Genomic DNA, 25,709 nt, shown 5'->3' on the forward strand with positions numbered 1-25,709 from the left:
ACGCCGTGCAATCACGAAAGGAGATGCAATGACACGCGTACGAACCTCGACATGGATCATGCTGTTGTCCGGTCTGTCATTCATGCTGCTGTGGGAGCTGCGCGAACCCCTGTACGAGATCGGCCAGGCGGCTGTCCGCCAGCACGCGGCGTTGTCGTCGACGTGCACGGTGGAAGACTGACAAGGCTTTCCGACTGCCGGAGTATCGAAGGCGCGGCGATGTGCGAGGCATGCCCGCTGCTGCTTGCTTCGCCATCGCCCCGTCGAGTCGCCGGATGCGGCCCGCAGGACATTGAGACGGTACGCCTGGGTGGCTGTGGCGGCCTGCATCGGCTTTCGTGATCCGATGTCACTCGGGCGGTCGGTCCTGTCGGTCCGTTCACCGTCCTTCCGGCGTCGATCGCGGTGTCGACGCCGTCGCTGCGCAGCGTCTTTTCCATCCGCAGCGCGGCGGGGCTTCCGCTGCTGGTGGCATCCGGTCCGGCCAGGCGGCAGCGCCTGCCCTCACTCCTCCAGCATCAGGATGCCGCGGCGCAGCGCCTTGGTCACCGCATGGGTGCGGTCGCGTGCCTTGAGCTTGGACAGGATGCTCTTCATGTGCGCCTTCACCGTCTCCTCCGACACCAGCAGCCGCTGCCCGACCTGCTTGTTGGACAGGCCGGCGGCCACCTGCTGCAGCACCTCGGTCTCGCGCTGGGACAGCGGTTCGTCCAGCACGTGGGCGGCCAGGCTTTCGGCCACTTCCGGCGGCATCGGCTGGCGCCGGCCGGCGTGCACGTTGCGGATGGTGTCGACCAGGTCGCGGCGCAGCATGTCCTTGAGCAGATAGTTGCTGGCGCCGGCCTGCAGGGCGCGCAGCGCACGCACGTCGCCCTTGTAGGTGGTCAGCACGATGATGCGCGCGCGCGGATCCAGCTGACGGATGCGGGCGGTGGCCTCGACGCCATCCATCCGCGGCATCTGCAGGTCCATGAGCACCACGTCGGGACGCAGCGCGTCGTAACGCGTGACCGCCTCGGCGCCATCGCCGGCTTCGCCGACCAGGCGCATGTCTGTCTGCCTGGCGAGCATCGCCGCCAGGCCATCGCGCAGCAGCGGATGGTCGTCCACGGTCATCACACCGATCGGGTGCAGGGACTCATTCATCGTCGTTCGTCTCGGGCGGTGCGGGTCTGCGCGGCCAGGGCCACCGGGTGCGCAGCTGCGACGGGAGATAGGCCTTGCGCGCCGGGATCGCGATCTGGACCTCGGTGCCCGCGTCCGCGCGCGACCAGACCTGGATTCTGGCACCGATCCGTTCGGCCCGCTCGGCCATGCCGCGCAGGCCCCAGTGGCCGCTGCGGGTCTGCAGCTCGGCCTCGTCCGGCAGGCCCACGCCGTCATCGCGGACGCGCAGACGCAGTTCGCGCCGGTCGTAGCCGAGCTCGATCTCGATCTGCCGCGCACGCGCATGGCGGAACGCGTTCAGCAGGGCCTCGCGACCGATCAGGTACAGCTCCTCGGCCACCGCCTGGCGCAGCGGGCGTGGCGTGCCCTCGACCAGCATCCGCAGGTCGACGTCGTCGGTGACCACGACCTCGTTGCGGACCTGCAGCAATGCCTGCCCCAGGCCGGTGCCGTCGAAGCGGCTGTCGCGCAGGCCACGCAGGCGGTCGCGGCCCTGCGCGAGGGATTGCTCGGCCAGGTCCATCGCGGTTTCGAGTTCGCGCCGCACCGGATGGTCCGGCGCCAGCGCCAGGCTGCTGGCGTGCAGCCGCAGGATCAGGCCCTGGGTGCCCTGCAGCAGGGTGTCGTGCAGCTCGCGCGCGATCCGCTCGCGTTCGCGGTAGCGCTCTTCCAGCCGCGCGCGCACGCGCCGCGCCAGCTGTCGGCTGCGCAGCCGGAGGCCCAGCAGCAGCGCCGCGATCACCAGCACCACGCAGGCCACCTTGAACAGCGGCGTCTGCACGAACGCCGGCGCGATCCGGAACCGGCCGCTGGCACCGGTGGTGTTCCAGGCGCCGTCCTCGTTGGCGGCGATCACCCGGAACCGGTAGTCGCCGGGCTTGAGATTGGTGTAGTTGGCCTGCTGGATGTCGCCCGTGTCCTGCCAGCCGGCGTCCACGCCCTCCAGCTGCACGCGGTAGTGCACCCGTGCCGGGCGGGTCAGGCTGGTGGCCAGATAGCCGATCCGTAGTTGGGTCGTGCCTTCGGGCAGCACCATGTCCGCGCGGTAGGGCAGGCGCCGGTCGCCGAGGGTGATGTCGCTGATGAAGACCTGCGGCGGCACCGCGGCGCGCGCCTCGCGGGTATCCAGCCACGCCAGGCCCTGGTTGGTGACCAGCCACAGCAGGCCATCGGCGGCCAGCTGCGCGGTCGGGGTCGGATGCGCCTGCTGGGCGATGCCGGGCAGCCCGTCGACGGCGTCGTACAGGCGCCAGGTCTCCAGCGCGGCGCCGGTCTCGGCGGCCTGGCGCGCCGCGTCCAGCGGGACCCGCACCAGCCCGCGGCCACCGTTGAGCCACAGCCGGCCCTGGGCATCCAGTGCGATGCCGGTGATCGCATCGAGCAGGCCGTCGGGCTGTTCCAGCACCTGGCGGAAGCGGCCGTCGGCGCAGCGGATCGCCAGCCCGCGCTCGCCGGCCACCAGCAGCTGCCCGTCCTGGGCCAGCAGGGCGGTGACCGGGCCGACATCCAGTCCCTGCGCACGGCCGTGGACCGTGACTCCGGCCGCGTCGCGCACCTGCAGCGTGCCGTCCGGATACCCGAACAGCAGCCGTCCTCCAGACGCCACGGCGATCGCGGTGCAGCCACCGGGCAGGGCCGGCTCCGGTCGCCAGCGACCGCCGTGCAGATGCGCCGGCGCTGCGGAGCCGCGGCAGATCCAGGCCTCGTCGTCCGCGGGAAACGCAGCGGCGAACAGGTAGCCATGAGGCCTGTCGTCGTCATCGAGCAGTGGATGCGTGCCATCGCGATCGCGACGCCACAGGCGGCCGGTCTGCGCCAGCCACAGCGGCGTGGTGGCCGGGGGCGCCGGCAGCGGCTGTGCGGTCTCCGGCCCGTCCACCAGACCCCGGTCCAGGCGCACGGCGCGGTGGGCGTCGTCGTAGCCGATCACGGTGCCGTCCGGTGTCCGGTACAGGCTGTGCAGCGCGGTTGTCTCTGGAAAGCGCCAGGCCAGCACACGCAGCGCCCGCGGACTGAAGCGGTTCAGTCCCAAGTTGGTGCCGACCCACACGTTGCCTTCGCGGTCCTCCAGCAGCGGCACCGCGGTGTTCGAGGTCAGTCCCTGGGCGAGGCCGAAGCGTTCCACCCGTGCAGGCTGTCCCGGTGCCGACGGCAGCCGGATCCGGAACACGCCGCCGGCCGGGTCGCTGCCCCACAGGCTGCCGTCGCGCTGGAAGCGGATGCGCACCGCACGCAGCCCGGGGAGGGTGTGCTGTTGCCGTTCGCGGGCGGACAGCACGCGTCCGTCGGCGGCGGTCACCGGCAGCAGGCCCTGGCGCACGTCGGCCGCCCACACACTGCCGTCGGGGTGTTCGGCCAGGGTGGCGCCTCCCCCCACGTCCACGCCGGACGGTTCGAAGCGGCGCGTGCCCGGTGCCAGCCCCTGCAGCCGGGCGCCGTCGTTGACCCAGAGCACGCCGCGGCGGTCGCGCAGCAACCAGCGCGCGCTGTCCGCGTGGTAGTTGCGGTCCGGCTCGGGCGGTGCCCAGCGCTCGCCATCGAACCGCCGCAGGCCGCCCTCGACCGCCGCCCACAACCCGCCGGAGGCGTCGGTCTCGATCCGGTACACCATGCCTTCGGGCACGCCCGCATCGCGCCCGTAGCGCGTCAGCACGCCGCGCGACAGGCGGCTGATGCCACCACTGAAATGGCCGATCCACAGATCGCCGTTGGCGGTGATCTTCAGCGTGGTCATGTTGTGCGAATGGAAGGTGCCGCCCGAAGCCGGCACCTGCCGGACGAAGCTGCGGCCGTCGAAGCGGTACAGCCCCATGCCGGTGGCCAGCCACAGGTAGCCGTCGTCGGACTGGGCGATGTCCCAGACATCGCCCGGCGTGTGCTCGCCGACCGGCCAGCCGCTGTGTGCGAAGCCCGGCAACCCGGTGCGGGTACGCAGTTCGGTCGCGCCTGCCAGGCCTGCGCCCACGCACAGCCACAGCCACGCGCACACGGCGACGGCCCCGCACAGGCGCCGGAGCGGGCGGCGTGCGGGGCGGCGGCCGGCAAAGGGGCGGGGCGTGCTGCGCATGCGGCGATTGTCCACTGCCACGGGGGAGCCGGGGACGCCTCTTTCGGGGGTGGCGGCCGCGGTCGGTCTGGTCCGCAATGGGGACATGCAACGCCTCTATGCGATGTTCCCCGACCGCGCGCCGGGCGTGGGCCTGGCCCTGCTGCGGGTGGCGCTGGCCCTGCAGGTGCATGGCAGCCTGCCCGCCACGCAAGGCTGGCAGCCGGCACTGACCGCGGCGACGGTGGTGATGTTGCTGTGCGGTGGCCTGCTGCCGCTGGCGGTCCTGCTGGCGCTGCTGCTGGCCGGCCTCGCCGCGGGCGGGCCGCTCTGGTCGGCCGTGCTGCTGGCACTGGCGTTGCTGCTGCTCGGCCCGGGCGCGTACTCGCTGGATGCGCGGCTGTTCGGTCGGCGCGTGATCTCCCGTCGGCTGCGCGCACCGCGCGGCCCCCCCTCGAAAGAGTGAGCCGTGCTCCCTCCCTTCGGGGCTATGGCGGCACGGCGCCGCACCGCACCATTCTCCCGCCCCCCTTCCAGGTTCCGCCCGGATGGACATCGCCCTTCCCCAAGCACGGCCGCGCGCCACCTGGCCCGCTGCGGTGGTGCGCGCCGTCGACTTCATCGAAGCCCATCTGTACGAGCCGATCGACGCCGGCACGCTGGCCGACGCGGCCTGCATGAGCCGGTTCCATTTCGCGCGCGTGTTCCGCACCGCCACCGGCGTCAGCCCGATGGAGTACCTGCGCCACCGCCGCATCGCCCAGGCCGAGCTGCTGCTGCGCGAGGGCCGGCGCAAGGTGATCCAGATCGCCAGCGACCTGTGCTTCTTCGACCAGAGCCACTTCGTCCGCAGTTTCCGCCAGGTCAACGGCTGCACGCCCAGCGGCTACGTCGCGCGGGCATGCGAGCCGCGCTGACCGGTCCCGCGTTTCCAACCCGACATCCACGGAGCCCCTCGATGAGCCTGGCCACCGCCACCCCCGGCAAGACCCTGCTGTCCCCGACCGACCACGCCCTGCTGCTGATCGACTTCCAGTCGCAGATGGCCTTCGCCACCCACACCATCGACATCTCCGCGCTGCGCAACAACGCCGCGCTGATCGCCAAGGGCGCGAAGGGCTTCGACGTGCCGGTGGTACTGACCACCGTCGCCGAGAAGTCGTTCTCCGGCCCGATGTTCCCCGAGCTGCCAGCGATCTTCCCGGGCCAGACCGTGTTCGACCGCACCTCGATGAACACCTGGGAAGACCAGCCGGTGATCGACGAGATCAACCGCATCGGCAAGCGCCGGATCGTGCTCGCCGGTCTGTGGACCAGCGTCTGCATCGTCGGCCCGGCGCTGTCGGCGCTGGACCAGGGCTTCGAGGTCTACGTGATCACCGATGCCTGCGGCGATGTCAGCGAGGAGGCGCACGAGCGTGCGGTCGCGCGCATGGTCCAGGCCGGCGCGGTGCCCATCACCAGCGTGCAGTACCTGCTGGAACTGCAGCGCGACTGGGCGCGCGGCGCCACCTACGACCTGACCACGGGCATCGCCCGCGACCACGCCGGCGGCTACGGCATCGGCATCCAGTACGCCAAGACCATGTTCGGCGCGCAGGAAGGCGGCCACTGATGGCGGGTGCGTCCCGCATCGACGCGGCGCTGCTGGTGCTGCGCGTGGCCGCTGGCGGCTTCCTGCTGCCGCATGGGCTGGGCAAGCTGCTGGGCTGGTTCGGTGGTCCGGGCCTGGGCGGCTTCGCCGCCGAGCTCGAGCATTTCGGCCTGCCGTCGGCGGCACCGCTGCCGCTGCTGCTGGCGCTGGTGCAGACCCTCGCCGGCCTGGCGGTGCTGCTCGGTGCGTGGACGCGCATGTCGGCGCTGCTGGCGGCCGGTTTCATCGGCGTCACCGTGCTGCTGAACCTGGGCAACGGCTGGTTCTGGATGCACGGCGGCATCGAGTACCCGGTGCTGTGGCTGGCGACGCTGCTCGCGCTCGCCCTGGGCGGCGGTGGCGCGTACGCGGTCGACGCTGCGAGGACGCGGGCATGAGCCCGCCTCCCGCCCATGATCCCGGCCGCCGCCAGCTGCTGGCCGGCGCCGGTGCCGGCCTCGCGCTCGGCCTCTCCGGCGCCGGGCGCGCTTTCGCCAAGGACTCCGTGATGATCGACCTCGTCATCCGCAATGCCCGCATCACCACGCTCGACCCGCGCAACCCGCAGGCGCAGGCGCTGGCCGTCGCCGGCGGGCGCATCGTCGCCGTCGGCAGCGAGGCCGAGGTGATGGCGCTGGCCGGCAACGCGCAGGTGATCGACGCCGGCGGCCGGCGCCTGGTGCCCGGCCTCAACGACAGCCACACCCACCTGATCCGTGGCGGCCTGAACTACAACCTGGAGCTGCGCTGGGACGGCCTGCGCTCGCTGGCCGACGCGATGGCGATGCTCAAGGCCCAGGTCGACATCACGCCCGCGCCGCAGTGGGTGCGCGTGGTCGGTGGCTTCACCGCGCAGCAGTTCGTCGAGAAGCGCCTGCCGACGCTGGAGGAACTCAACGCGATCGCGCCGGACACACCGGTGTTCCTGCTGCATCTGTACGACCGCGCGCTGCTCAACCGCGCCGCGCTGCGCGCCGCCGGCTACACGAGGGACACGCCGGACCCGCCCGGCGGCCGGATCGAACGCGACAAGGCCGGCAATCCCACCGGCCTGCTGCTGGCCAAGCCCAATGCGCTGATCCTGTACGCCACGCTGGCCAAGGGCCCGAAGCTGCCGGTCGAGTACCAGGCCAATTCCACCCGCCATTTCATGCGCGAGCTGAACCGGCTGGGCATCACCTCGGTGATCGATGCCGGCGGCGGCTTCCAGAACTATCCGGAGGACTACCAGGTCATCGAGCAGCTGCACCGCGACGAGCAGCTGACCGTGCGCATCGCCTACAACCTGTTCACCCAGAACAAGGGCAGCGAGGCTGGCGATTTCCGCCGCTGGAGCGAGATGCTGCAGCCGCGGCAGGGCGACGACCTGCTGCGCCACAACGGCGCCGGCGAGATGCTGGTGTTCTCCGCCGCCGACTTCGAACTGTTCAACGAACCACGGCCGGACCTGCCGCCCGAGCTCGAACCCGAGCTGGACGAGGTGGTGCGGCTGCTGGTCGAGAAGCGCTGGCCGTTCCGCATCCATGCCACCTACGACGAGAGCATCGGCCGCATCCTCGACGTGTACGATCAGGTGAACCGCGAGATCCCGTTCGATGGCCTGCGCTTCACCATCGACCACGCCGAGACGATCTCCGCGCGCAACATCGAGCGCGTCGGCGCGCTCGGCGGCGGCATCGCCGTGCAGCACCGCATGGCCTACCAGGGCGAGGCCTTCGTCGAGCGCTATGGCGTGCACGCGGCGAAGCACACGCCGCCGGTGCGGCGCATGCTGCAGGCCGGCGTCCCGGTCGGCGCGGGCACCGATGCCACCCGCGTGGCCAGCTACAACCCGTGGGTGGCGCTGTCGTGGCTGGTCACCGGACGTACCGTCGGCGGGCTGGCGCTGTACGGGCAGGAGAACCTGCTCGAGCGCGAGGAAGCATTGCGCCTGTGGACCCGGGGCAGCGCCTGGTTCTCCGGCGACGAGAGCCGCAAGGGCACGCTGGCGGTCGGCCAGCTGGCCGATTTCAGCCTGCTGTCGGCGGATTTCTTCCGCGTCGACGATGCGGCCATCGCCGACATCACCAGTCTGCTGACCGTGGTCGGTGGCCGCGTCGTCCACGGCGATGGCGACTACGCGCCACTGGCACCGCAGCTGCCGCCACCGATGCCGGACTGGTCGCCGGTGCGGCGCTTCGGTGGCTACCACGTCGGCGGCGCGGCCACCGGCCTGGCGCTGGCGCACCACGGCCATGCGCACCGGCACGGCGCCGCCTGCGGCACCCACGGCGCGCATGGCCACGCCGCGCACCATGACGCACCGACCCAGGACCTGACCGCGTTCTGGGGCGCACTGGGCTGCTCGTGTTTCGCGTTCTGATCCGCTCGATGCGGGCGCGGGCGCGTCTGCTCCCGCTGCTGTTCGCGTCCTGCCTGCTGCCTGCCGCCGCGGATGCCTCCGGGTGCGAGGACGCCGGCTGGTGCACGCGCAGCAATGCCGGCACCACGCTGGTGCTGGATGCCGCGTTGCGGCTGCGTGGCCTGTACACCGATCCGTTGCCGTTCGCCGTCGGCGGGCGTGCCGACGGCTACGGCCTGCTGCGCGCACTGGGCTCGGCCGACCTGCGTCATGGCGCGTGGCAGGCCTACGCGCAGCTGGGCGCGCATGGCGAGGACGGCCGCGCTGGCGGCCCCGGCGGAACCGACCAGGGCGCGCTCGACCTGCAGCAGGCCTACGTCGCCTGGCAGGGCGAGCGGCTGCGCCTGCAACTGGGCCGCCAGGAAGCGGCGTACGGCAGCTCGCGGCTGCTGTCGGTGCGCGATGGCCCCAACATCCGCCTGGCCTTCGACGGCGCGCGCCTGGTCTGGCGCAGCGGCGGCTCGCGCGTGGACCTGCTGGCGCTGCGCCCGGTCGACAACCGCCCCGGCGCATTCGACGACCGCACCGACAACGGCCAGTTCCTGGTCGGCGCCTACGCCACGTGGAAGACCGCGGCCACGGGCATCGATGCCTATCTGCTGGGCTACGGGCGCGCCGGTGCCCGCTATGCCGGCGTCCGTGGCGACGAACACCGGCGCAGCCTCGGCGCGCGCCTGTCCGGCAGCACCTCGCACTGGGACTGGAACACCGAGCTGGTGCTCCAGCACGGCACGCTGCAGGCCGACAGCGGCGCGCAGCGGATCCGCGCCTGGACCGTCGCGACGGACACCGGCTACCAGTGGCGCGACGCGCGCTGGTCGCCACGGCTGGGCCTGCGCAGCAATGTCGCCAGCGGCGACGGCGATCCCGGCGATGGCCGCCTGCAGACCTTCAACGCGCTGTATCCGCGTGCGTCGTACTTCAGCGAGGCCAGCTTCCTCGCGCCGGCCAATCTGATAGACCTGCAGCCGACGCTGACCCTGCAGCCGCATCCGCGCTGGAGCACCACCATCGGCGTGCAATGGGCTTGGAAGCACCGCCGCGCCGATGCGATCCACGTCGCGCCGATGCCGCTGACACCACTGGCCGGCAGTGCCGGCACCGCGCGTCGCATCGGCCGCCAGCTGAAGTGGGAAACCCGCTGGAACGCGAGCGAGCGCTGGCAGTGGCAATTGCACCTGGCGCATTTCGACGCCGGTCCCGGGCTGCGCCAGGCCGGCGGCCGCGACACCTTTTTCGCATCACTGCTTGGAGCCTGGTCATGGTGACGTCTTCGGCCACCAGCGACGGGGGCGCCTGGGCGCCGCTGCGGCTGCGCGTGTTCCGCATGCTGTGGCTGGCCATCATGGGCAGCAACATCGGCACCTGGATCAACGATGTCGCTGCCGCCTGGGTCATGGCCGAACGCACCGGCTCGCCGCTGATGGTGGCGCTGGTGCAGTCGGCGACCACGCTGCCGGTGGTGCTGTTCGCGCTGGCCGCCGGCACCCTGGCCGACATCGTCGACCGTCGCCGCTATCTGATCGTCACCCAGCTGTGGATGCTGGCCGTGGCCGGCGTGCTGGCGGTGCTGTCCTCGCTGCAGCTGCTCAGCCCGGTGCTGCTGGTGGTGCTGACCTTCGCGATGGGCTGCGGCGCGGCGATGGCGATGCCGGCGCAGGCGGCGATCGTGTCCGAGCTGGTGCCGCGGCCGATGCTGCCGTCGGCGGTGGCGTTGAACTCGGTGGGCATCAACATCGCCCGTTCGATCGGCCCGGCGGTGGGCGGCCTGATCGTCGCCCAGTTCGGCCCGCCGTGGGCGTTCGGCCTCAATGCGCTGAGCTTCGCCGCGATGCTGCTGGTGCTGTGGGGCTGGCGTCGCGAGGTGCAGGCCGCCGCATTGCCGCCGGAAAGCTTCGGCACCGGTCTGCGCGCCGGCCTGCGCTATGCGGCGCGCGCCGGCCGCCTGCAGGCGGTGCTGATCAAGGCCGCCGGCTTCTTCGTGTTCGCCGCCGCCCTGACCGCGCTGCTGCCGCTGGTGGTGCGTGGCGAGATGGGGCTGGGTGCCGGCAGCTACGGCATCCTGCTGGGCTGCATCGGCATCGGCGCGATCGGCGGTGCGCTGCTGCTGCCGCGCCTGCGCGCCCGGATCGACCGCGACCTGCTGGTGCTGCTGGCCACGCTGGCCTGTGCCGGCAGCCTGCTCGGGCTCGCGTCTCTGCGCCAGCTGCCGCTGCTGGCGCCGGTGATGCTGGTCAACGGCTTCGCCTGGATCACCGTGCTGTCCTCGCTGCAGATCGCCGCGCAGACGGCGGTGCCGGCCTGGGTGCGGGCGCGCGCGCTGGCCCTGTACATCGTGGTGTTCTCGCTGGGCATGTCGGTGGGCTCGCTGCTGTGGGGTGCGCTGGCGCAGCGCAGTTCGATCCCCTTCGCGCTGGGCGTGGCTGCGATCGGCGCGGTCCTGGCCGGGCTGGCGGTGTGGCGGGTGCGGATCGCCGGAACCGAGGATCTGGACCTGGCGCCCGCCGGGCAGTGGCCGGCGCCGGAGCTGGCCGCGCCGGTCGAGCACGACCGTGGGCCGGTGCTGATCACCGTCGAGTACCGCATCGACGATGGCGACCGTGCCGAGTTCCTGCAGCTGATGCGCGAGCTCGGCCGCTTCCGCCGCCGCGATGGCGCGGTGGTCTGGGGCGTGGCCGAGGATGCGGCGACGCCGGGCCTGCACATGGAGTACTTCGTCGCCGCCTCCTGGCTGGAGCATCTGCGCCAGCACGACCGGGTCACCGCCGACGATCACCGCCACCAGCAGCGGATCCGTGCATTGCACCGCGGCGAACGCGCGCCCGTTGTGCGGCATTTCGTGGGCGGCGGCGCGGTGGCCGCACCGCCGCATTCGCATTCGGACATCTGAGGACGCGTATGAACGTCAGGTTCGTCATCGGTCTGCTGCTCGGCGTCGCGATCGGCTTCGGCTGCCGCGCGCTGGGCATTCCCTCGCCGGCGCCACCGGCGCTGGTCGGTGCGCTGCTGGTGGTGGCGATGACGCTGGGCTACAGCCTGGCCGACCGCTGGCTGGCGCGCCGCCACGCGAGCACGCTGCCGTACTGCGGCGGACCGACCGGCCGCGGCGCCGATGGAGGGCGCGCATGATGCTGGCCATGCTCGGCATCGTGCTGGCGCTGGTGATCGGCATCGGCTGCCGCCTGCTCGATATCCCGCTGCCGGCGCCGCCACGGCTCAGCGGCGCACTGCTGGTGCTGGCGATGACCGGCGGCTTCCTGCTGGCGGATCTGCTGCTGTAGCGGATGCCCTATCCAGCCCGTCACGCCCGCCATCACTGCGACCCCGACCGCCATATGCCAGCGCGCGCTGCCATCGCCGCAAGGCAGCAGCTTCCGTTCGTCGGCGGCTCCCCATCGCGGCCCCATCGCATCCGCGATCCGAACACCATCGGATGCCGGCATGGTGGTCGGGGTCGAGCCCCCTCCTACAGAGGCGGCGAACGGGTGGTCGTGCCGGTTGCCGCGGTGATGCGATGGGCGGGGTGGAGCGGCCGTACGCGGCGGGCCGTGGCACGGTGCTGATTCCCATGCAGGCCACCACACGCGTCGCTGCATCCAGCTCTCGCAGGAGGGGCTCGACCCCACACGCGTCGCTGCATCCGGCTCTCGTAGGAGGGGGCTCGACCCCGACCGCCGTATGCCAGCGCGCGCTGCCATCGCCGCAAGGCAGCACCTTCCGGGCGCCGGTGACTCCCCATCGCGGCCCCACCGCACCCGTGATCCGGAACGCCATCGGATGCCTGCATGGTGGTCGGGGTCGAGCCCCCTCCTACAGACGCGGGCGCACACGTGGTCGTGCCGGTTGCCGCGGTGATGCGATGTGCGGCGCGGAGCGGTCGTACGCGGCGGGCCGTGGCACGGTGCTGATTCCCATGCAGGCCACCACACGCGTCGCTGCATCCAGCTCTCGCAGGAAGGGTTCGACCCCCGCACGCGTCGCTGCATCCAGCTCCCGTAGGAGGGGGCTCGACCCCGACCGCCATATGCCAGCGCGCAATGCCATCGCCGCAAGGCAGCGCCTTCCGAGCGCCGGTGACCCCACATCGCGGCCCCCCCGCATCCGCGATCCGGAACACCATCGGATGCCCGCATGGTGGTCGGGGTCGAGCCCCCCCTCCTACACATGCGTCGGGTATCCATGACGACACCAGCCAGGGAGCGGTGCCGCGGACCACGACATGCCATCCCAGGAACGAACGCGGCGCCGTCTCCGGCGCCGCGCTGTTCAAGGGGCGCGTCCACCCGGCCTGGCACCGGGCGGACGCGCTGTATCACGCCTTCGCGAACGCCAGCAGGTCCTGGTTGAACTGGTCGGCGTGGGTGATCGTCAGGGCATGCGACGCACCCGGGTACACCTTCAGCTGCGCGTTCGGGATGATCTTCGCGGCCAGGTGCGCCGAGTTCTGGATCGGTACGATCTGGTCGTCGTCGCCGTGCACCACCAGCGCCGGCACGTCGATCTTCTTCAGGTCGGCGGTGTAGTCGACTTCCGAGAACTCGCGGATGCAGTCGTACTGGCCCTTGTGGCCGCCGAGCATGCCCTGCAGCCAGAAGCTGTCGCGCATGCCCTGCGAGACCTTCGCGCCGGGGCGGTTGGCGCCGAAGAACGGCGTGGTCAGGTCCTTGTAGAACTGCGAACGGTCGGCGGCGACGCCGGCGCGGATACCATCGAACACGCTCATCGGCAGGCCATCGGGATAGGCCTCGCTCTTGACCATCTGCGGCGGCACCGCGCCGACCAGCACCACCTTGCCGACGCGTTTGGTGCCATGGCGACCGATGTAGTGCGCGACCTCGCCACCACCGGTGGAATGGCCGACCAGGATCGCATCGCGCACGTCCAGCGCGTCCAGCACCGCGGCCAGGTCGTCGGCGTAGGTGTCCATGTTGTTGCCGTCCCAGGTCTGGCTGGAGCGGCCATGGCTGCGGCGGTCGTGGGCGATCACGCGGAAGCCCTGCTGGCCGAGGAACAGCATCTGCGGATCCCAGGCGTCCGCACTGAGCGGCCAGCCATGCGAGAACACGAACGGACGGCCGCTGCCCCAGTCCTTGTAGAAGATGCGGGCGCCATCCTTGACGGTGACGTACTGGCTCATCGGGGTATCTCCTTGTGCGGTGGGATGGGAGGCGGCAGGCGAACGGGCGGCGCCCGCGGCGAAGGCGAGCGAAGGCAGGGCCAGTGAGGCAGCCAGCGCGGTGGAACCGGCGAGGAATGCACGCCGGCCCGCATCGGCTGGATCGACAGCGTCGATGGACGTCATGGGGGCTCCTTGTGGGCGGCACGGGTCAGACGCGCGGGTCTGCCGTGTCCCAGTAAAGCCGCCCGTCGCCTGCCGGGCTTGCATGGCTGTGCCATTCGATACGGGATGGCGCGTGGCCCCGGTACAGGCGCGGCATCGCGCGACGCCGTGCTCGTGGCGTGCTGCCCGGCGGCGACATGCAGGCCGGACCGATCGTGCCCGCGGGCGGCAGGCCTGCATGTCTGCGCGTGGGGCGGTGGGGCGAGGCCAGGCTGGATAGCGATGTGGCCGTCCCGCCAGGCACGTCCCATCGTGCCGGAACAAGCGTGGCGACTGGTTGCGGACTCCTCTGACGCCGACGCCGACGCCGACGCTGTCGCGCGCAACGCCAACGCCAACGCCAACGCCAACGGCGATGGATGCGCGGTGCGGTGGCGCACGACACCTAAGAAAAAGTGCGGAGGAGTGCCGCGGAACAGGCCTGCGCTGCCGTACACCCGCACCGCGCGGGTCAGGTCACGATGCAGGCGCCATCGATGTACTCGCCGTCACCGTGGCCGCACATCGCCGGCGCCGCGGTAACGCTGCGAGGATCAATCCACCTCGCCCTCGACCACCTTGCGCTGCATCGCATCCAGATAGGCATCGGCCTCGGCCACCGAGGTGAAGATGTCGCTCAGCGGCACCGCCTTGACCAGATCGAACACCTTCTGGATCTGCGGCTGCGGATTGACCGCCAGCACCCGGCCACCGCGCGCGGCCAGCGCACGCCGGGCCTTGAAGATGGAGCGGATACCGGCGCTGCTGATGTAGTCCAGCTCGGCCAGGTCAAGCACCAGCGAGGTGACGCCCTCGTCGGCCAGCAGTGGTGCCAGCGCCTCGTCCAGCTCGCCGAAGGTGTGCGTGTCCAGGCGGCCGCCGATGGCGACGCGCTGGATGCCGGTGTTGGCGGGCTCGGTCTGGATCCTCAGCAGGCTCATCAGGGGCGTCCGTTGTCAGGCGCGGCATCCAGCCGCAGAAGGATGCGCAGCACGTTGCAGTCGTCCACGCGCTGGTAGGCCACGCTCTGCGCCAGCGAGCGCACCAGATGCACGCCGAGACCACCCGGCCGGCGCTGCGCGATGTCCGCATCGAGCGCGGGCCCGGGCAGGGCGGTCGGATCGAACGCCGCGCCGGCGTCGCGGAATTCCAGCAGCAGGGTCGCCTCGTCGATGGCCACATGCAACTCCATCGGCGCGTCGCCGCACGTCTGGCCATGCTCGACCACGTTGCAGGAGATCTCCTCGACGATCAGGCGCGCGTCGAGCAGCGTCGCCTCGGAGACGGCATGCCGGGCCAGCAGCGCATCGACCGCGTCGGTCAGGCGTGCAATGCCTTCATGCGTTCGCGTCACGCTGATCTGCAAGGACAGTCTCCGTTCGGCCGCGACAGGATGCGCCGCAGGCCGGCGGTTGTCGAGCGCACTATGGCCGCGATGACCGCGACCGGACGTCCATGCGCCTCCCTTCACGCACGCATCGCCGCTCGACATGGTGGTCGGCCTCGAGCGGCCTCCTACATGATCCATGACACCGGGACGCAGGCCGTGCATCGCTTCTGCAGGAGCGGCCCCAGCCGCGACCGCCCTGCGTCACCGCGACGCGCTGGAACGCAATGCGTCGCCGGCCTGACTGAGGATGTTCACAGGAAAGAGGGGCCTGACGCATGGCCGTCGGCCTCAAGCGGCCTCCTACGCGACCCCTGACACCGGGACCCAGGCCGCGCATCGCTCCTGTAGGAGCGGCCCCAGCCGCGACCGCCCTGCGTCACCGTGCATGGACTGGTCCACGTCACGCATGACGACCCTCAGTCCGATCAGGCATCGCGGCCGACCGGCGTCCAGCGTGGGCGATCGCCCACGCCCATGCGTTCAACGCCATCGCCGGTCAAAGCCAGATGCAGTTCCAGAACGGATAGTCTCCGACCCGAACTGCCAGTCCCGCCCGCACAGGGTTGGCGATGATGTACCGGGCCACCATGCGCACGTCGTCGTCATGGCGGAGCGCACGGTCATGAAACGCGCGTTGCCAGAGCGGGCCTCTGCGTCGCAATGCGCCGTTGGCGGCGATGCTGCTTGCGGTCTTCAGCCTGCCGACGGCGCGCGCGAGCGGGCATTCCGGGCCGAGCTGCAGCAGCCAGTGCGCATGGTCGGGCATGAGGACCCAGGCGAGCAGGCATGCGTCGCCCAGCGTCCGTGGCGCATGGAAGGACCGGGCTGCCGCGCTCGCCGCATCGAACCCGGCGAAATGCGCCACGCGTCCCTGCGTGGCGGAAGTCACGTGATAGACGTGATGGGGCAGCGAATGCCGGCCACGGCGCAGTGCCGCATGTCCGCGTTGTGCTGCAGGCAGCGTGTCGGGGTTCATGGCGCGAGCATGGTGCTGTGGCGGCTGGATCGACAGCGGCGGGCAGCGTGCTGGCCTGTCGGTGCATTCCGCGCGGGCGGGTCGGTGCATGACGTGCGGAGGCAGCCGCCTTCTCATGCTTCAGCGGGTCCCGTGGATTGACGAAAGCCGTGGTATCGGGACGTCAGTGTCCATGCGACCGATCGTGTGGCGTGCTGTTCGACATGGTGGTCGGCCTCAAGCGGCCTCCTACAGGGCGGGTCGGTGCGGGAGAGGCCCCGGCTGCACCTTTCGTTCGCCTTCCAACGGGGCCCGTGGAGTGGCGGTGGTCGAGGCGTCCAGGCGATCGTCCATGCGACTGATCGCGCGCATTCCTGTCCGACATGGTGGTCGGCCTCAAGCGGCCTCCTACAGGGGGAGGTGCGGGAGAGGCCCCGGCTGCACCTTTCGTTCGCCTTCCAACGGGTCCCGTGAAGTGGCGGTGGTCGAGGCGTCCAGGCGATCGTTCATGCGACTGATCGCGTGCTTTGCGGTGCGACATGGCGGTCGGCCTCAAGCGGCCTCCTACAGGGGGCGATGCAGGCAGGTCGGCCGCGACCGGCGTGGGCGGCGTGCGAACCGCGATGGATGATCGTGCAGCCGTCCCGCAGCCGTCCTCAGCCGTTACCCGTGGCGGTCACCCAAGGCTGCCACCCTCAGCCTTCACCCTCAGCCTTCGCTCACGGCCTTTGCTCACGGCCGTGTTCTGCTGCGACAACGCATGTCGGCAGGTGCAGCGGGGTCAGTCGGCGGAATCCTCAGGCACGGCATCCCAGGCACGACATCCCCCATCACTGCATCTCCGAATCACTGCATCCCGAAGCACGGCATGCCCAGCCACTGCCTCCTGGGAAGGCACACCTCACCCGGCCACGTCCCGCCGCCGGCCGATCGCCAGGATGGTGATGTCGTCCGACTGCGGGGCGTTGCCGGCGAAGCCGCGGACGTCGCGCAGGATCTTGTGGCAGACGGTGGCCGCGCCGTCGCCAGCGGACAGCACCAGACCCAGGCGGTGGCGGCCGTAGGCGCGGTGGTCGACGTCGAAGGCTTCGGTCACGCCGTCGGTGTAGCCGATCAGGGTCGCGCCGGCCGGCAGCACGCCGGTGTAGAGCGCGTAACGCGCGCCGGGCTCCACGCCCAGCGGCGGGCCGTTGTCCAGTTCCAGCTGCTCGCTGTGGCCGTCGGCGTGCAGCAGCAGCGGCGGCTCGTGGCCGGCGCTGGCCAGCTGCAGACGGCCGCTGGCCACGTCCAGCCGGCCGCACAGCACGGTGGCGAACATGCAGGCCTCGTTGCCCTCGCTCAGCCCGTTGGCGGCCTCGGCCAGGATCCGCTCCGGGCTGCCATGGCGCCGCGCCTGGGTCTCCAGCACGGTCACCGCGCGGGCCATGAACAACGCCGCCGGCACGCCCTTGTCGGACACGTCGCCGACGGTGAACCACAGCACGCCCGGCTCCAGCTCGCCGAACTGGTAAAAATCGCCACCCACCGCGGTGGCCGGTTCCAGCAGCGCGTGCGCCTCCACCAGCGCGTGGCCGGTCTCGAACGCGCGCCCGGCCGGCAACATCGACTGCTGGATCTCGCGGGCGATCGACAGCTCGCTCTCCAGCTTCTGCTGGCGCGCGGCCATGGCGCCGATCTCGCCCAGCTGGCGCTTGATCGAGGTGCGCGCGGTATCGAAGGCCTGCGCCATCACCCCGACCTCGTCGCGCCGCGCCTGGCGTGCCATCGGGTAGTCGAAGTCGCCGCGGGCGAAGTGCCCGGCCGAGTCGGTCAGGGCCTCGATCGGGTGCAGCAGCCGGCCGGTGTAGCGGCGCACCAGCCACAGCACCAGCAGCAGCGCGCCCAGGCCCACCGCCGCCACCCACAGCGCCACGGTGTTCAGCCGGCCCAGCAGGCGCGCCTCGGCCACGCTGGCGGCGAACGTCCAGCCGCTGTCGCCCACCGGCACCGCCAGGGTCATCAGGGTGTGGCCGTCCGCGCCGGGATGGTGGAACTCCACCGGGTCGCGCCGCTCCAGCGCGTCCAGCAGCGGCTGCAGCCCGCGGTCGCCGCCGGTGCGCAGGTACTCGGACAGCGACAGCCGCATCTGCGCCTGCGGGTCCGGGTGCACCACCGCCAGGCCGGCCGGCGAAAACAGCATCGGCTGCAGCCCGGCCCCGCCCAGGCCGCGGATCTGCGCCGACAGCCGCGCCACCGGCACGTCCAGGCTGACCATGCCCACCGCCGGCGCGCCCGGATCGGCCCCGGGCAGGCGCAGCGGCAGGTTGTAGGTGGTGAACGACTGCCCGCCGGTGGCGGCGTTGGCGTAGGGCTCGGACCACCACGGCCGCGGCGCGGCCAGGGTCCGCACGAACCACGGCATGGTCCGGTGGTCGTAGCCCAGGTCCAGCACCGAGCGCTCGATCAGGCGGGTGCCGTCGCGGCGGATGTACCAGGCAAAGCCGTCGTCGTCGCCCGGGCGCATGCCGGGCTCGACGATCACCATCGCCCCGGCGATGTCCGGGTCGCCGGCCAGGCTGGCCACCAGCAGGGCGCGCAGGGTGGCCGGCTCGGCCCCCACCGAGGTGGCGGCCGCGGCCAGGGTGCGGCCGCTGACCTCCACCGAGGCCACCGTCGCCTCCAGGCTGCGCGCGGCCTGCTCGGCCAGGCCCCAGGTCTCGGTGCGCGCGTTCTGCACGATCAGCGCCCGCGCGCTGACGTAGAAGGCCAGCGCCACGGCCAGCAACAGCAACGCGTTCAGGATGCTGGACCAGGCCACCATCCGCGTGCGCAGGCTGTCGCGCCAGCGGATCCGGACGGGGTCGTGCGCGGCGTCGGCACCGGGGACGGTGGACATGGCGGCATCCGGGCAGGGGCGGTGGACCGATCATAGGCCCAGCAGCGGCGGGCCGCGCGCCGGCTGGCTGTCCCGTCAAGACTGTCCCGGACAGCATTGTCCCAAGCCGACATACACCCCCGTAGCGAGGCGGGGCGGGGCACGCATGCGCTAAACTCCCGGGCTCACAAGAACTATGGCGGCCGTGACCCCACGCACGGCAATGGGAGTGATATGAACTGGCTGAACGATGTCCTGCAGAACGATCCTGATCCGGTCGAGACCCGGGAGTGGATCGAATCGCTGAAGGCGGTCATCGACCACGATGGCCCCGAGCGCGCGCACCAGCTGCTGGAGGACATGGTCGAACTGACCCGCCGCTCCGGCGCGTACCTGCCGTTCTCGCCCACGACCGAGTACGTCAACACCATCGCGCCGACCCTGGAGGCCAAGAGCCCGGGCAACGCCGAACTGGAATGGCGCATCCGCTCGATCATCCGCTGGAACGCGATGGCCACCGTCGTGCGCGCCAACCGCAAGCCCGGCGACCTCGGCGGCCACATCGCCTCGTTCGCCTCGGCGGCTACGCTCTATGACGTGGGCTTCAACCACTTCTGGCGCGCCCCGTCCGACGCGCATCCGGGCGACCTGCTGTTCATCCAGGGCCACAGCTCGCCGGGCATCTACGCGCGCTCGTTCCTGGAAGGCCGCATCTCCGAGAGCCAGCTCGACAACTACCGCATGGAAGTCGACGGCCGCGGCATCTCCTCCTACCCGCACCCGTGGCTGATGCCGGATTACTGGCAGACCCCGACCGTGTCGATGGGCCTGGGCCCGCTGGCCGCCATCTACCAGGCGCAGTTCATGCGCTACCTGGAAAACCGCGGCCTGATCGAGAAGTCCGACCGCAAGGTGTGGTGCTTCATCGGCGACGGCGAGAGCGACGAGCCGGAAACCCTGGGTGCCATCGCCCTGGCCGGCCGCGAAGGCCTGGACAACCTGATCTTCGTGGTCAACTGCAACCTGCAGCGCCTGGACGGCCCGGTGCGCGGCAACGGCAAGATCATCCAGGAGCTGGAAGGCGTGTTCCGCGGCGGCGGCTGGAACGTCATCAAGCTGCTGTGGGGCGGTTACTGGGATGCCCTGCTGGCCAAGGACACCAATGGCGTCCTGAAGAAGCTGATGATGGAAACCGTCGACGGCGAGTACCAGAACTGCAAGGCCTTCGGCGGCGCGTATACCCGTGAGCACTTCTTCGGCAAGTACCCGGAGACCGCGGCCATGGTGGCCGGCCTGTCCGACGAGGACATCTGGCGCCTGAACCGTGGCGGCCACGACCCGCACAAGGTGTACGCCGCCTACCACCAGGCCGTGAACACCAAGGGCATGCCGACCGTGATCCTGGCCAAGACGGTCAAGGGCTACGGCATGGGCAGCGCCGGCGAGGCGCTCAACCCCACCCACCAGACCAAGAAGCTGGACGACGAGGCCGTGCGCGCGTTCCGCGACCGCTTCAACATCCCGCTGACCGACAAGCAGCTGGAAGAAGCCGAGCAGGTGCCGTTCTACCACCCCGGCGAAGACTCGCCGGAAGTGCAGTACCTCAAGGAGCGCCGCGCCGCCCTGGGCGGTTACCTGCCGCAGCGCCGGCAGAAGGCCAGCAAGTCGTTCAACGTGCAGGGCCTGGACAAGTACGAGCGCCTGCTGAAGGACAGCGGCGAGCGCACCTACTCCACCACCATGGCCTTCGTGCAGACGCTCAACATCGCGCTGCGCGACAAGGAAGTGGGCCCGCGCCTGGTGCCGATCGTGGCCGACGAGGCCCGCACCTTCGGCATGGAAGGCCTGTTCCGCCAGATCGGCATCTACGCGCCGTTCGGCCAGAAGTACAAGCCGGTCGACGCCGACCAGCTGATGTACTACCGCGAGGACCAGACCGGCCAGGTGCTGCAGCAGGGCATCAGCGAGCCGGGCGCCATCGCGTCGTGGATGGCCGCCGGCACCAGCTACTCGGTGTCCGACGTGCCGATGCTGCCGTTCTACATCTACTACTCCATGTTCGGCTTCCAGCGCGTGGGCGACATCGCCTGGCAGGCCGCCGACATGCGCACCCGCGGCTTCCTGCTGGGTGGCACCGCCGGCCGCACCACGCTCAACGGTGAAGGCCTGCAGCACGAGGACGGCTTCAGCCACCTCGTTGCCGGCGGCATCCCCAACGTGCGCAGCTACGACCCGACCTTCGGCTTCGAAGTCACCGTGGTCCTGCAGCACGGCATGAAGAAGATGCTGGAAGAGCAGGTTGACGAGTACTACTACGTCACCCTGATGAACGAGAACTACACCCACCCGGAAATGCCGGCCGGTGCGGAAGACGGCATCATCAAGGGCATGTACCTGCTCACCGATGCCGGAAAGCCCAAGAAGGGCGAGCTGCGCGTGCAGCTGCTGGGCAGCGGCACCATCCTGCGCGAAGCGATTGCAGCGGCCGAGCTGCTGGACAAGGACTTCGGCGTCACCGCCGACATCTGGTCCTGCCCCAGCTTCAACGAGCTGCGCCGCGACGGCTTCGATGCCGAGCGCTACAACCGCTTCCACCCGGAAGGCGAGCAGAAGAAGGCCTACGTCACGCAACTGCTGGAAGGCCGCCAGGGCCCGGTCATCGCCGCCACGGACTACGTCCGTGCCTACGCCGACCAGATCCGCGCGTTCGTCCCGCAGAGCACCTACACCGTGCTGGGCACCGACGGCTTCGGCCGCTCCGACACCCGCGCCAACCTGCGCCGCTTCTTCGAGGTGGACCGCTACTACATCGCCCACGCGGCGATCGCGGCGCTCGCGAAGGACGGCAAGATGACCGGCAAGGACGTGGCCCGGGCGATCAAGCAGTACAAGATCGATCCGGAGAAGGCGAATCCGGTTGGGGTTTGACGTCGGCTAAAGCTGTAATGAAAAAGGGCGGCTATCGGCCGCCCTTTTTTTTCAGGATGACTACGCACTCATTCGAATTGCATGCATCTTTGGGGGGGCGAACAAGTACAAACCGGCTAGGAAGGAAAAGCCAGAGTCTCGCTTCAACCATGGCTTGTCAAAGAACGTGCTATCAGCGAGATTAGTGCCGCTAAATTTCCTTCGGGGGAAGGATGTACTTTTACGGACCTGAGATCGACAGACGTACAATCGCATGGCTTGAAAACGGCGCTGTTTTTCCGGAAACCCTTCGCGTACGGGTCAATGGAGGCGGTGTTCGCAGTTATCTAGTGATGGATCGAGATAAGGATGGGGTCGTTCAAATCCTGAAGGGGGAGAGGAAAGGGAAGAAGGGCTTTGTCTTGCGCGTTCAGGATCAGGAATCCGAGCAGATATTCGCAGCAAAACTCTGCATACCGGAAGACTACGAGTACTCTTCGCCGCTTAGTGAAATAGAGTTTGGGCGAGAACTAAGGCCAATCGAGCAGCTGGTCCTCATACCTCACTTATGCGGGATCGTGGATCGATTTGAATCCGAGCCACGCAAGGACGACGGAACCCACTGGTACTGCTTTCTGAGTGACTGGCTTGAAGGCGTCACTCTCAGTCAGCTCGTGAGCAAATCTCCCGAGCGAGTGACCCCCGCACTTCTGGCAAGGGTTGCGAGAGACTTAGTAACCGCGGTCATATTTATGGAGTCTGCAGGCTATAAACACGACGATCTGAACCTCGGTAACTTAATGCTTCAGGACGCAAATCGCGACTTGGCGGAGATAAATCCTGAACTCGCAGTTAGCCGGCTTCGAATTATTGACCTCGGTAGCTTAAAGCACTCTGACCGCGCGACAACAAAAAGCGATGACGATTGGTCTCTGACCGCAAAATGCCTTGCAACTATATTCAACGCAATTCACCGCAATCGAGCTATTGCGTCGCAGTACCCCGCCTTTTTACAAGCGTTCAGGGAATTTATACATGCATTGGCGGATGATCCGGAACGTCAGTTCCCGGATCGCGGGGATTACGTTAGGCGGATAGAGGCCGCGGAAAAGACAATCACCATTGAACAGCCCAAAATAGCGTTCAGTCCTCTCGATGCTATTAGTGCGGAGCATCTGGCGAACGATAAAGTTCTGCTTAAGCTATTTGTTGACTATCTCCCATGGATTGGATTGGTGCAGGAGCCCTCGCCTTGTGTCCTGATCGGCCCAAGAGGATGTGGGAAGTCAATGGTTTTCCGATACATGGCGACTAAGACGCATATAACTTCGAGAGAATGTGATTCTGCTGTTCTCGACGCGTCAAGAATATTCGGCGTGTATGTGGGGTGTTCAAGTGATCTAGGTAATGATCTGAACTGGGTTAGCGTGCGGCCCGGCGGATTTCTGCCCTACGCGTCGCAAGTTGCAGACTACTTCAATCTCGTTGTGGCTAGAGAATTAATGCGGTCATTGGCCAGTGCTGCTAGCGCTAGATCCTTTGCCCAAACTCTAGGGATCACGGAGAAGTCGAAACGAGAGGTGGCGAATCACCTCGAAATCTCACTAGGGCAATCGCTTCGAAACGTCCACGCGGGTGGCATGGACATTTTCCAGTCCTGTGCAGACGCTCTAGATCGTCTCAGGCTGAAGCTCGCGCGAGAGATGAGGGTTGGACCTGGGGAGGGAATAGGCACCGGTGGAAGTTTCATACGTGATCTCTGTGCATGCATAGTTGCGAATATGCCGAGTTTTTCAACGTATAGAATAACGTTTCTTCTGGACGACTATACCGAACACCGACTGTCTGCGCATGTACAGCATGCGCTCAACGATATTGTTTTCCAGCGCGTTCCAACACATACATTTAAGGTTTCAAGTGAGCCTTACGGATTTAATCCTGTCACTTTGTCAGGTGCGCGAATTGATGCGACGCGAGAGTTTATAGAAATAGATGCGGGTGTTACCTGCTTGGATATGACATCCATAGACCGTAAGCGCTTTGTAACCGAGTTGCTAAACAGGCGTCTCAAAGAAGGGCGGTATGCGGGAACAGCCCAGGATCTGATAGGTGATAGCACCTATCAGTCAGATTTAAAGCTTGCAAGTGAAATAAGAAACAATCGCAAGGGGCGTCAGACTCACTATAACGGACTAGACGTTCTATCCAACGCCTGGAGCGGTGATGTATCTACAGTTCTGCATATGGTCCGAAATATGTTCGCGGATGCCGGAGTAAGTAGTAGTAGTACTGCGCGTATACCTAATATCATTCAGCATGACGCGATTGTTCGTGTATCAAAGGGCTTGCGGGCAAGAGTTGCATCCTACACGCCCTTCGGCAGGGAGATGGGCGCTCTTCTTTCGGCGTATGGTGAACTTGCGGCAAATCTTCTTATAAATCATAAGGCCAAGGTTAGGTCAGATCCGGACGATATACATCGGAAGTACCGAATAGAATGGACTTTGCCCGAGGCATCGGATGTGTGCTCCGAGCTGCAACGGATTGACCCATCTGGGCAGCTTTATCTCATGTACAAAGAGTTGGTGCGTCGCGCGGTGCTCCATGAGAATCTTCAGAGCCGCGGAAAAGAAGGTCCAACTCGGAGCACAGTGCGACTTCAGCTAAGAAGCTCGCTTCTCCCCAGTTTCGGCACCTCTCTGGTGAGAAAAAACCATATCAAGATTACACGAGTTGAAGAGTTTGCGGAGTTCCTGAATCAAACTCAACGATGGGCTGATTCTATGGTCGCCAGGTATAAGACTTCTGGGGATCTCTTTGGCGCAATTTTAGAGGAAGAGGAAGGGGGAGAGGATGCAGGTTAATCGTAAGAGGTTCGCAGTAACTACGCTGACCGCAGACTCCGTTATGTGTGATCTTCCTGCTATCGAGATTTTCGAGGGAGATATTGGCCCTATCGATTTGATGATCGTGTCGGCTGGATTTGAGGAGCGCGTCCTAGCGCTCCCGAGAATACTTGCCACTTTCGATGTTGCAACACAAATGACTACGATGGTGGGGCGCTATAGAACTAACGCTTCTGACAACGATCAGAGGTACGCGCAATTGCGGCCTCTCCTAGAGAAAAGTAGCAAAGATGTAAGAGAGTTTGATGCGGACGATCCGCCCAGTGTGATGGCGGCAATTGGCGATGGAGTTACTTCGCGTGCAAGTAACGGGGACGCACTCAATGTTGTATTTGACATTAGTGGTGCCTCATCGACTCTTATTGTTTCCGTGATGGCGGGGTTGATAGCTAGTTCAAGAAAAATTAGCTTGGTTATCATCTACACCGCGGCGCAGATGTATGACCAGGCACCTCCGGCGTATGGCGAGAGATTCGAACTAGAAGCGAGTCGTGAGCAAGGTGTAGGTTCAGTACCGCTTAGTGCGCCTTTTGGTGGCCACCATCATGATCATCTGCCTGCCGCAGTGATCGCCCTGCCCTCAATGTATACAAGTCGCCTTGAGGCATGTCTGACATATCTTAATGTCGGACCCATGACTGGTTCGAATCAGAATTTGTTTTGGATTCTTCCGTCAACTGGCGTGGATGAACATCGTTGGCGCCAGGAGCGCGTAAAAGAAGTTGTCGATAATCTCATGCTTAGATTTCACGGGCGAGAGGGTGAGGTCTCGAGCGGCGCTGTTATTCGAGAGGATGACATGAGGTCGTGCGACGTGCTTGATTCTTGCAATACTGCGCGATTGCTGATTGAGAAGATTGATGATTTTTCCGGAAACAACATCTCTGTAGTTCATATGGGGAGCAAAATGCAGGCGGTCGGTGTTGCACTTGCCGCAGCGGCAAGAGAAGAGGTTGCAGTTCTTACCGTTAGGCCAGTGTCCTTTAATGCAGCCACTTATTCTGCCGGGATAGGTCAGACTTATCGGCTCGACATAGGGGATCTCGCAGTACTGGTTGAAAAGTTAAGTAGTATTGGTTCTATAAGGGTGGAGTCTCTGTGAATAGATCGGGGATATACTCATGGAGAAG

Annotated in this window: 20 protein-coding genes; 13 read left to right on the forward strand and 7 right to left on the reverse strand. The window is 67.6% G+C overall.

Annotated features, from left to right (window positions below):
* The first annotated feature begins 28 nt into the window (after positions 1-28).
* A complete protein-coding gene (locus tag IB242_RS15410; protein WP_192281408.1) occupies positions 29-181 on the forward strand; it encodes a hypothetical protein in 153 nt (50 codons plus the stop codon).
* Positions 182-504: 323 nt separating this feature from the next.
* Here IB242_RS15410 and IB242_RS15415 read toward each other — a convergent pair whose 3' ends face one another.
* Both IB242_RS15415 and IB242_RS15420 read right to left on the reverse strand, forming a co-directional pair.
* Positions 505-1,146 (reverse strand): response regulator transcription factor, encoded by a 642-nt coding sequence (locus tag IB242_RS15415; protein WP_192281411.1) that lies wholly within the window; start codon positions 1,144-1,146, stop codon positions 505-507.
* On the reverse strand, positions 1,139-4,234 hold the full coding sequence (locus IB242_RS15420) for a sensor histidine kinase (RefSeq protein WP_192281413.1): 3,096 nt from the start codon (positions 4,232-4,234) through the stop codon (positions 1,139-1,141). The genes IB242_RS15415 and IB242_RS15420 overlap by 8 nt, the downstream gene beginning before the upstream one ends.
* Positions 4,235-4,319: 85 nt before the next feature.
* On the opposite strand from IB242_RS15420, the gene IB242_RS15425 reads away from it, so the two are divergent.
* The 9 genes from IB242_RS15425 to IB242_RS15465 all read left to right on the forward strand — a co-directional run bounded on the left by IB242_RS15425 (position 4,320) and on the right by IB242_RS15465 (position 11,528).
* A complete protein-coding gene (locus tag IB242_RS15425; protein WP_192281416.1) occupies positions 4,320-4,679 on the forward strand; it encodes a hypothetical protein in 360 nt (119 codons plus the stop codon).
* An 82-nt stretch (positions 4,680-4,761) separates the two neighbouring features.
* Positions 4,762-5,130, forward strand: coding sequence for an AraC family transcriptional regulator (locus IB242_RS15430; RefSeq protein ID WP_192281419.1), 369 nt, complete (start codon positions 4,762-4,764; stop codon positions 5,128-5,130).
* 41 nt (positions 5,131-5,171) lie between these two features.
* A complete protein-coding gene (locus IB242_RS15435; RefSeq protein WP_192281423.1) occupies positions 5,172-5,828 on the forward strand; it encodes a hydrolase in 657 nt (218 codons plus the stop codon).
* The gene (locus IB242_RS15440) at positions 5,828-6,244 is read left to right on the forward strand and encodes a DoxX family membrane protein (protein ID WP_192281426.1); all 417 of its coding nucleotides are present in this window, start codon (positions 5,828-5,830) and stop codon (positions 6,242-6,244) included. The genes IB242_RS15435 and IB242_RS15440 overlap by 1 nt, the downstream gene beginning before the upstream one ends.
* A 110-nt stretch (positions 6,245-6,354) precedes the next feature.
* Positions 6,355-8,208, forward strand: a complete 1,854-nt coding sequence (locus IB242_RS15445) for an amidohydrolase (protein ID WP_192282147.1) — start codon at positions 6,355-6,357, stop codon at positions 8,206-8,208.
* Between the two features lie 8 nt (positions 8,209-8,216).
* The gene (locus IB242_RS15450) at positions 8,217-9,515 is read left to right on the forward strand and encodes an alginate export family protein (protein WP_192281429.1); all 1,299 of its coding nucleotides are present in this window, start codon (positions 8,217-8,219) and stop codon (positions 9,513-9,515) included.
* Positions 9,509-11,137, forward strand: coding sequence for an MFS transporter (locus tag IB242_RS15455; protein WP_192281432.1), 1,629 nt, complete (start codon positions 9,509-9,511; stop codon positions 11,135-11,137). Before IB242_RS15450 ends, IB242_RS15455 begins: the two co-directional genes overlap by 7 nt.
* Positions 11,138-11,145: 8 nt before the next feature.
* The gene (locus tag IB242_RS15460) at positions 11,146-11,376 is read left to right on the forward strand and encodes a DUF1427 family protein (RefSeq protein WP_192281434.1); all 231 of its coding nucleotides are present in this window, start codon (positions 11,146-11,148) and stop codon (positions 11,374-11,376) included.
* Positions 11,373-11,528, forward strand: a complete 156-nt coding sequence (locus IB242_RS15465; protein WP_192281437.1) for a XapX domain-containing protein — start codon at positions 11,373-11,375, stop codon at positions 11,526-11,528. Before IB242_RS15460 ends, IB242_RS15465 begins: the two co-directional genes overlap by 4 nt.
* Positions 11,529-12,559: 1,031 nt before the next feature.
* Here the strand turns inward: IB242_RS15465 and IB242_RS15470 are convergent.
* From IB242_RS15470 to IB242_RS15490, 5 genes are all read right to left on the reverse strand, one after another.
* Positions 12,560-13,384, reverse strand: coding sequence for an alpha/beta hydrolase (locus tag IB242_RS15470; RefSeq protein ID WP_192282150.1), 825 nt, complete (start codon positions 13,382-13,384; stop codon positions 12,560-12,562).
* A gap of 737 nt (positions 13,385-14,121) precedes the next feature.
* Complete coding sequence (locus tag IB242_RS15475) at positions 14,122-14,508, reverse strand: STAS domain-containing protein (RefSeq protein WP_192281439.1); 387 nt, start codon at positions 14,506-14,508, stop codon at positions 14,122-14,124.
* Positions 14,508-14,933: an ATP-binding protein gene (locus IB242_RS15480; RefSeq protein ID WP_192281442.1), complete on the reverse strand. Its 426-nt coding sequence runs from the start codon at positions 14,931-14,933 to the stop codon at positions 14,508-14,510. The genes IB242_RS15475 and IB242_RS15480 overlap by 1 nt, the downstream gene beginning before the upstream one ends.
* Before the next feature lie 520 nt (positions 14,934-15,453).
* Positions 15,454-15,933, reverse strand: a complete 480-nt coding sequence (locus tag IB242_RS15485; RefSeq protein ID WP_192281444.1) for a transposase — start codon at positions 15,931-15,933, stop codon at positions 15,454-15,456.
* A gap of 880 nt (positions 15,934-16,813) precedes the next feature.
* Positions 16,814-18,787 (reverse strand): SpoIIE family protein phosphatase, encoded by a 1,974-nt coding sequence (locus tag IB242_RS15490; protein WP_225540700.1) that lies wholly within the window; start codon positions 18,785-18,787, stop codon positions 16,814-16,816.
* Positions 18,788-19,000: 213 nt separating this feature from the next.
* Here IB242_RS15490 and aceE point away from each other — a divergent pair, with 213 nt between their 5' ends.
* From aceE to IB242_RS15505, 3 genes are all read left to right on the forward strand, one after another.
* A complete protein-coding gene (gene aceE / locus IB242_RS15495; protein ID WP_192281447.1) occupies positions 19,001-21,694 on the forward strand; it encodes a pyruvate dehydrogenase (acetyl-transferring), homodimeric type in 2,694 nt (897 codons plus the stop codon).
* A 212-nt stretch (positions 21,695-21,906) separates the two neighbouring features.
* Positions 21,907-24,537 (forward strand): protein kinase family protein, encoded by a 2,631-nt coding sequence (locus IB242_RS15500; RefSeq protein ID WP_192281450.1) that lies wholly within the window; start codon positions 21,907-21,909, stop codon positions 24,535-24,537.
* A complete protein-coding gene (locus IB242_RS15505) occupies positions 24,527-25,681 on the forward strand; it encodes a hypothetical protein (RefSeq protein ID WP_192281452.1) in 1,155 nt (384 codons plus the stop codon). The genes IB242_RS15500 and IB242_RS15505 overlap by 11 nt, the downstream gene beginning before the upstream one ends.
* Positions 25,682-25,709: the final 28 nt, after the last annotated feature.

Origin of the sequence: Xanthomonas sp. XNM01 (assembly GCF_014851915.1) — a bacterium.
In the GTDB taxonomy this organism is placed as follows: domain Bacteria; phylum Pseudomonadota; class Gammaproteobacteria; order Xanthomonadales; family Xanthomonadaceae; genus Pseudoxanthomonas.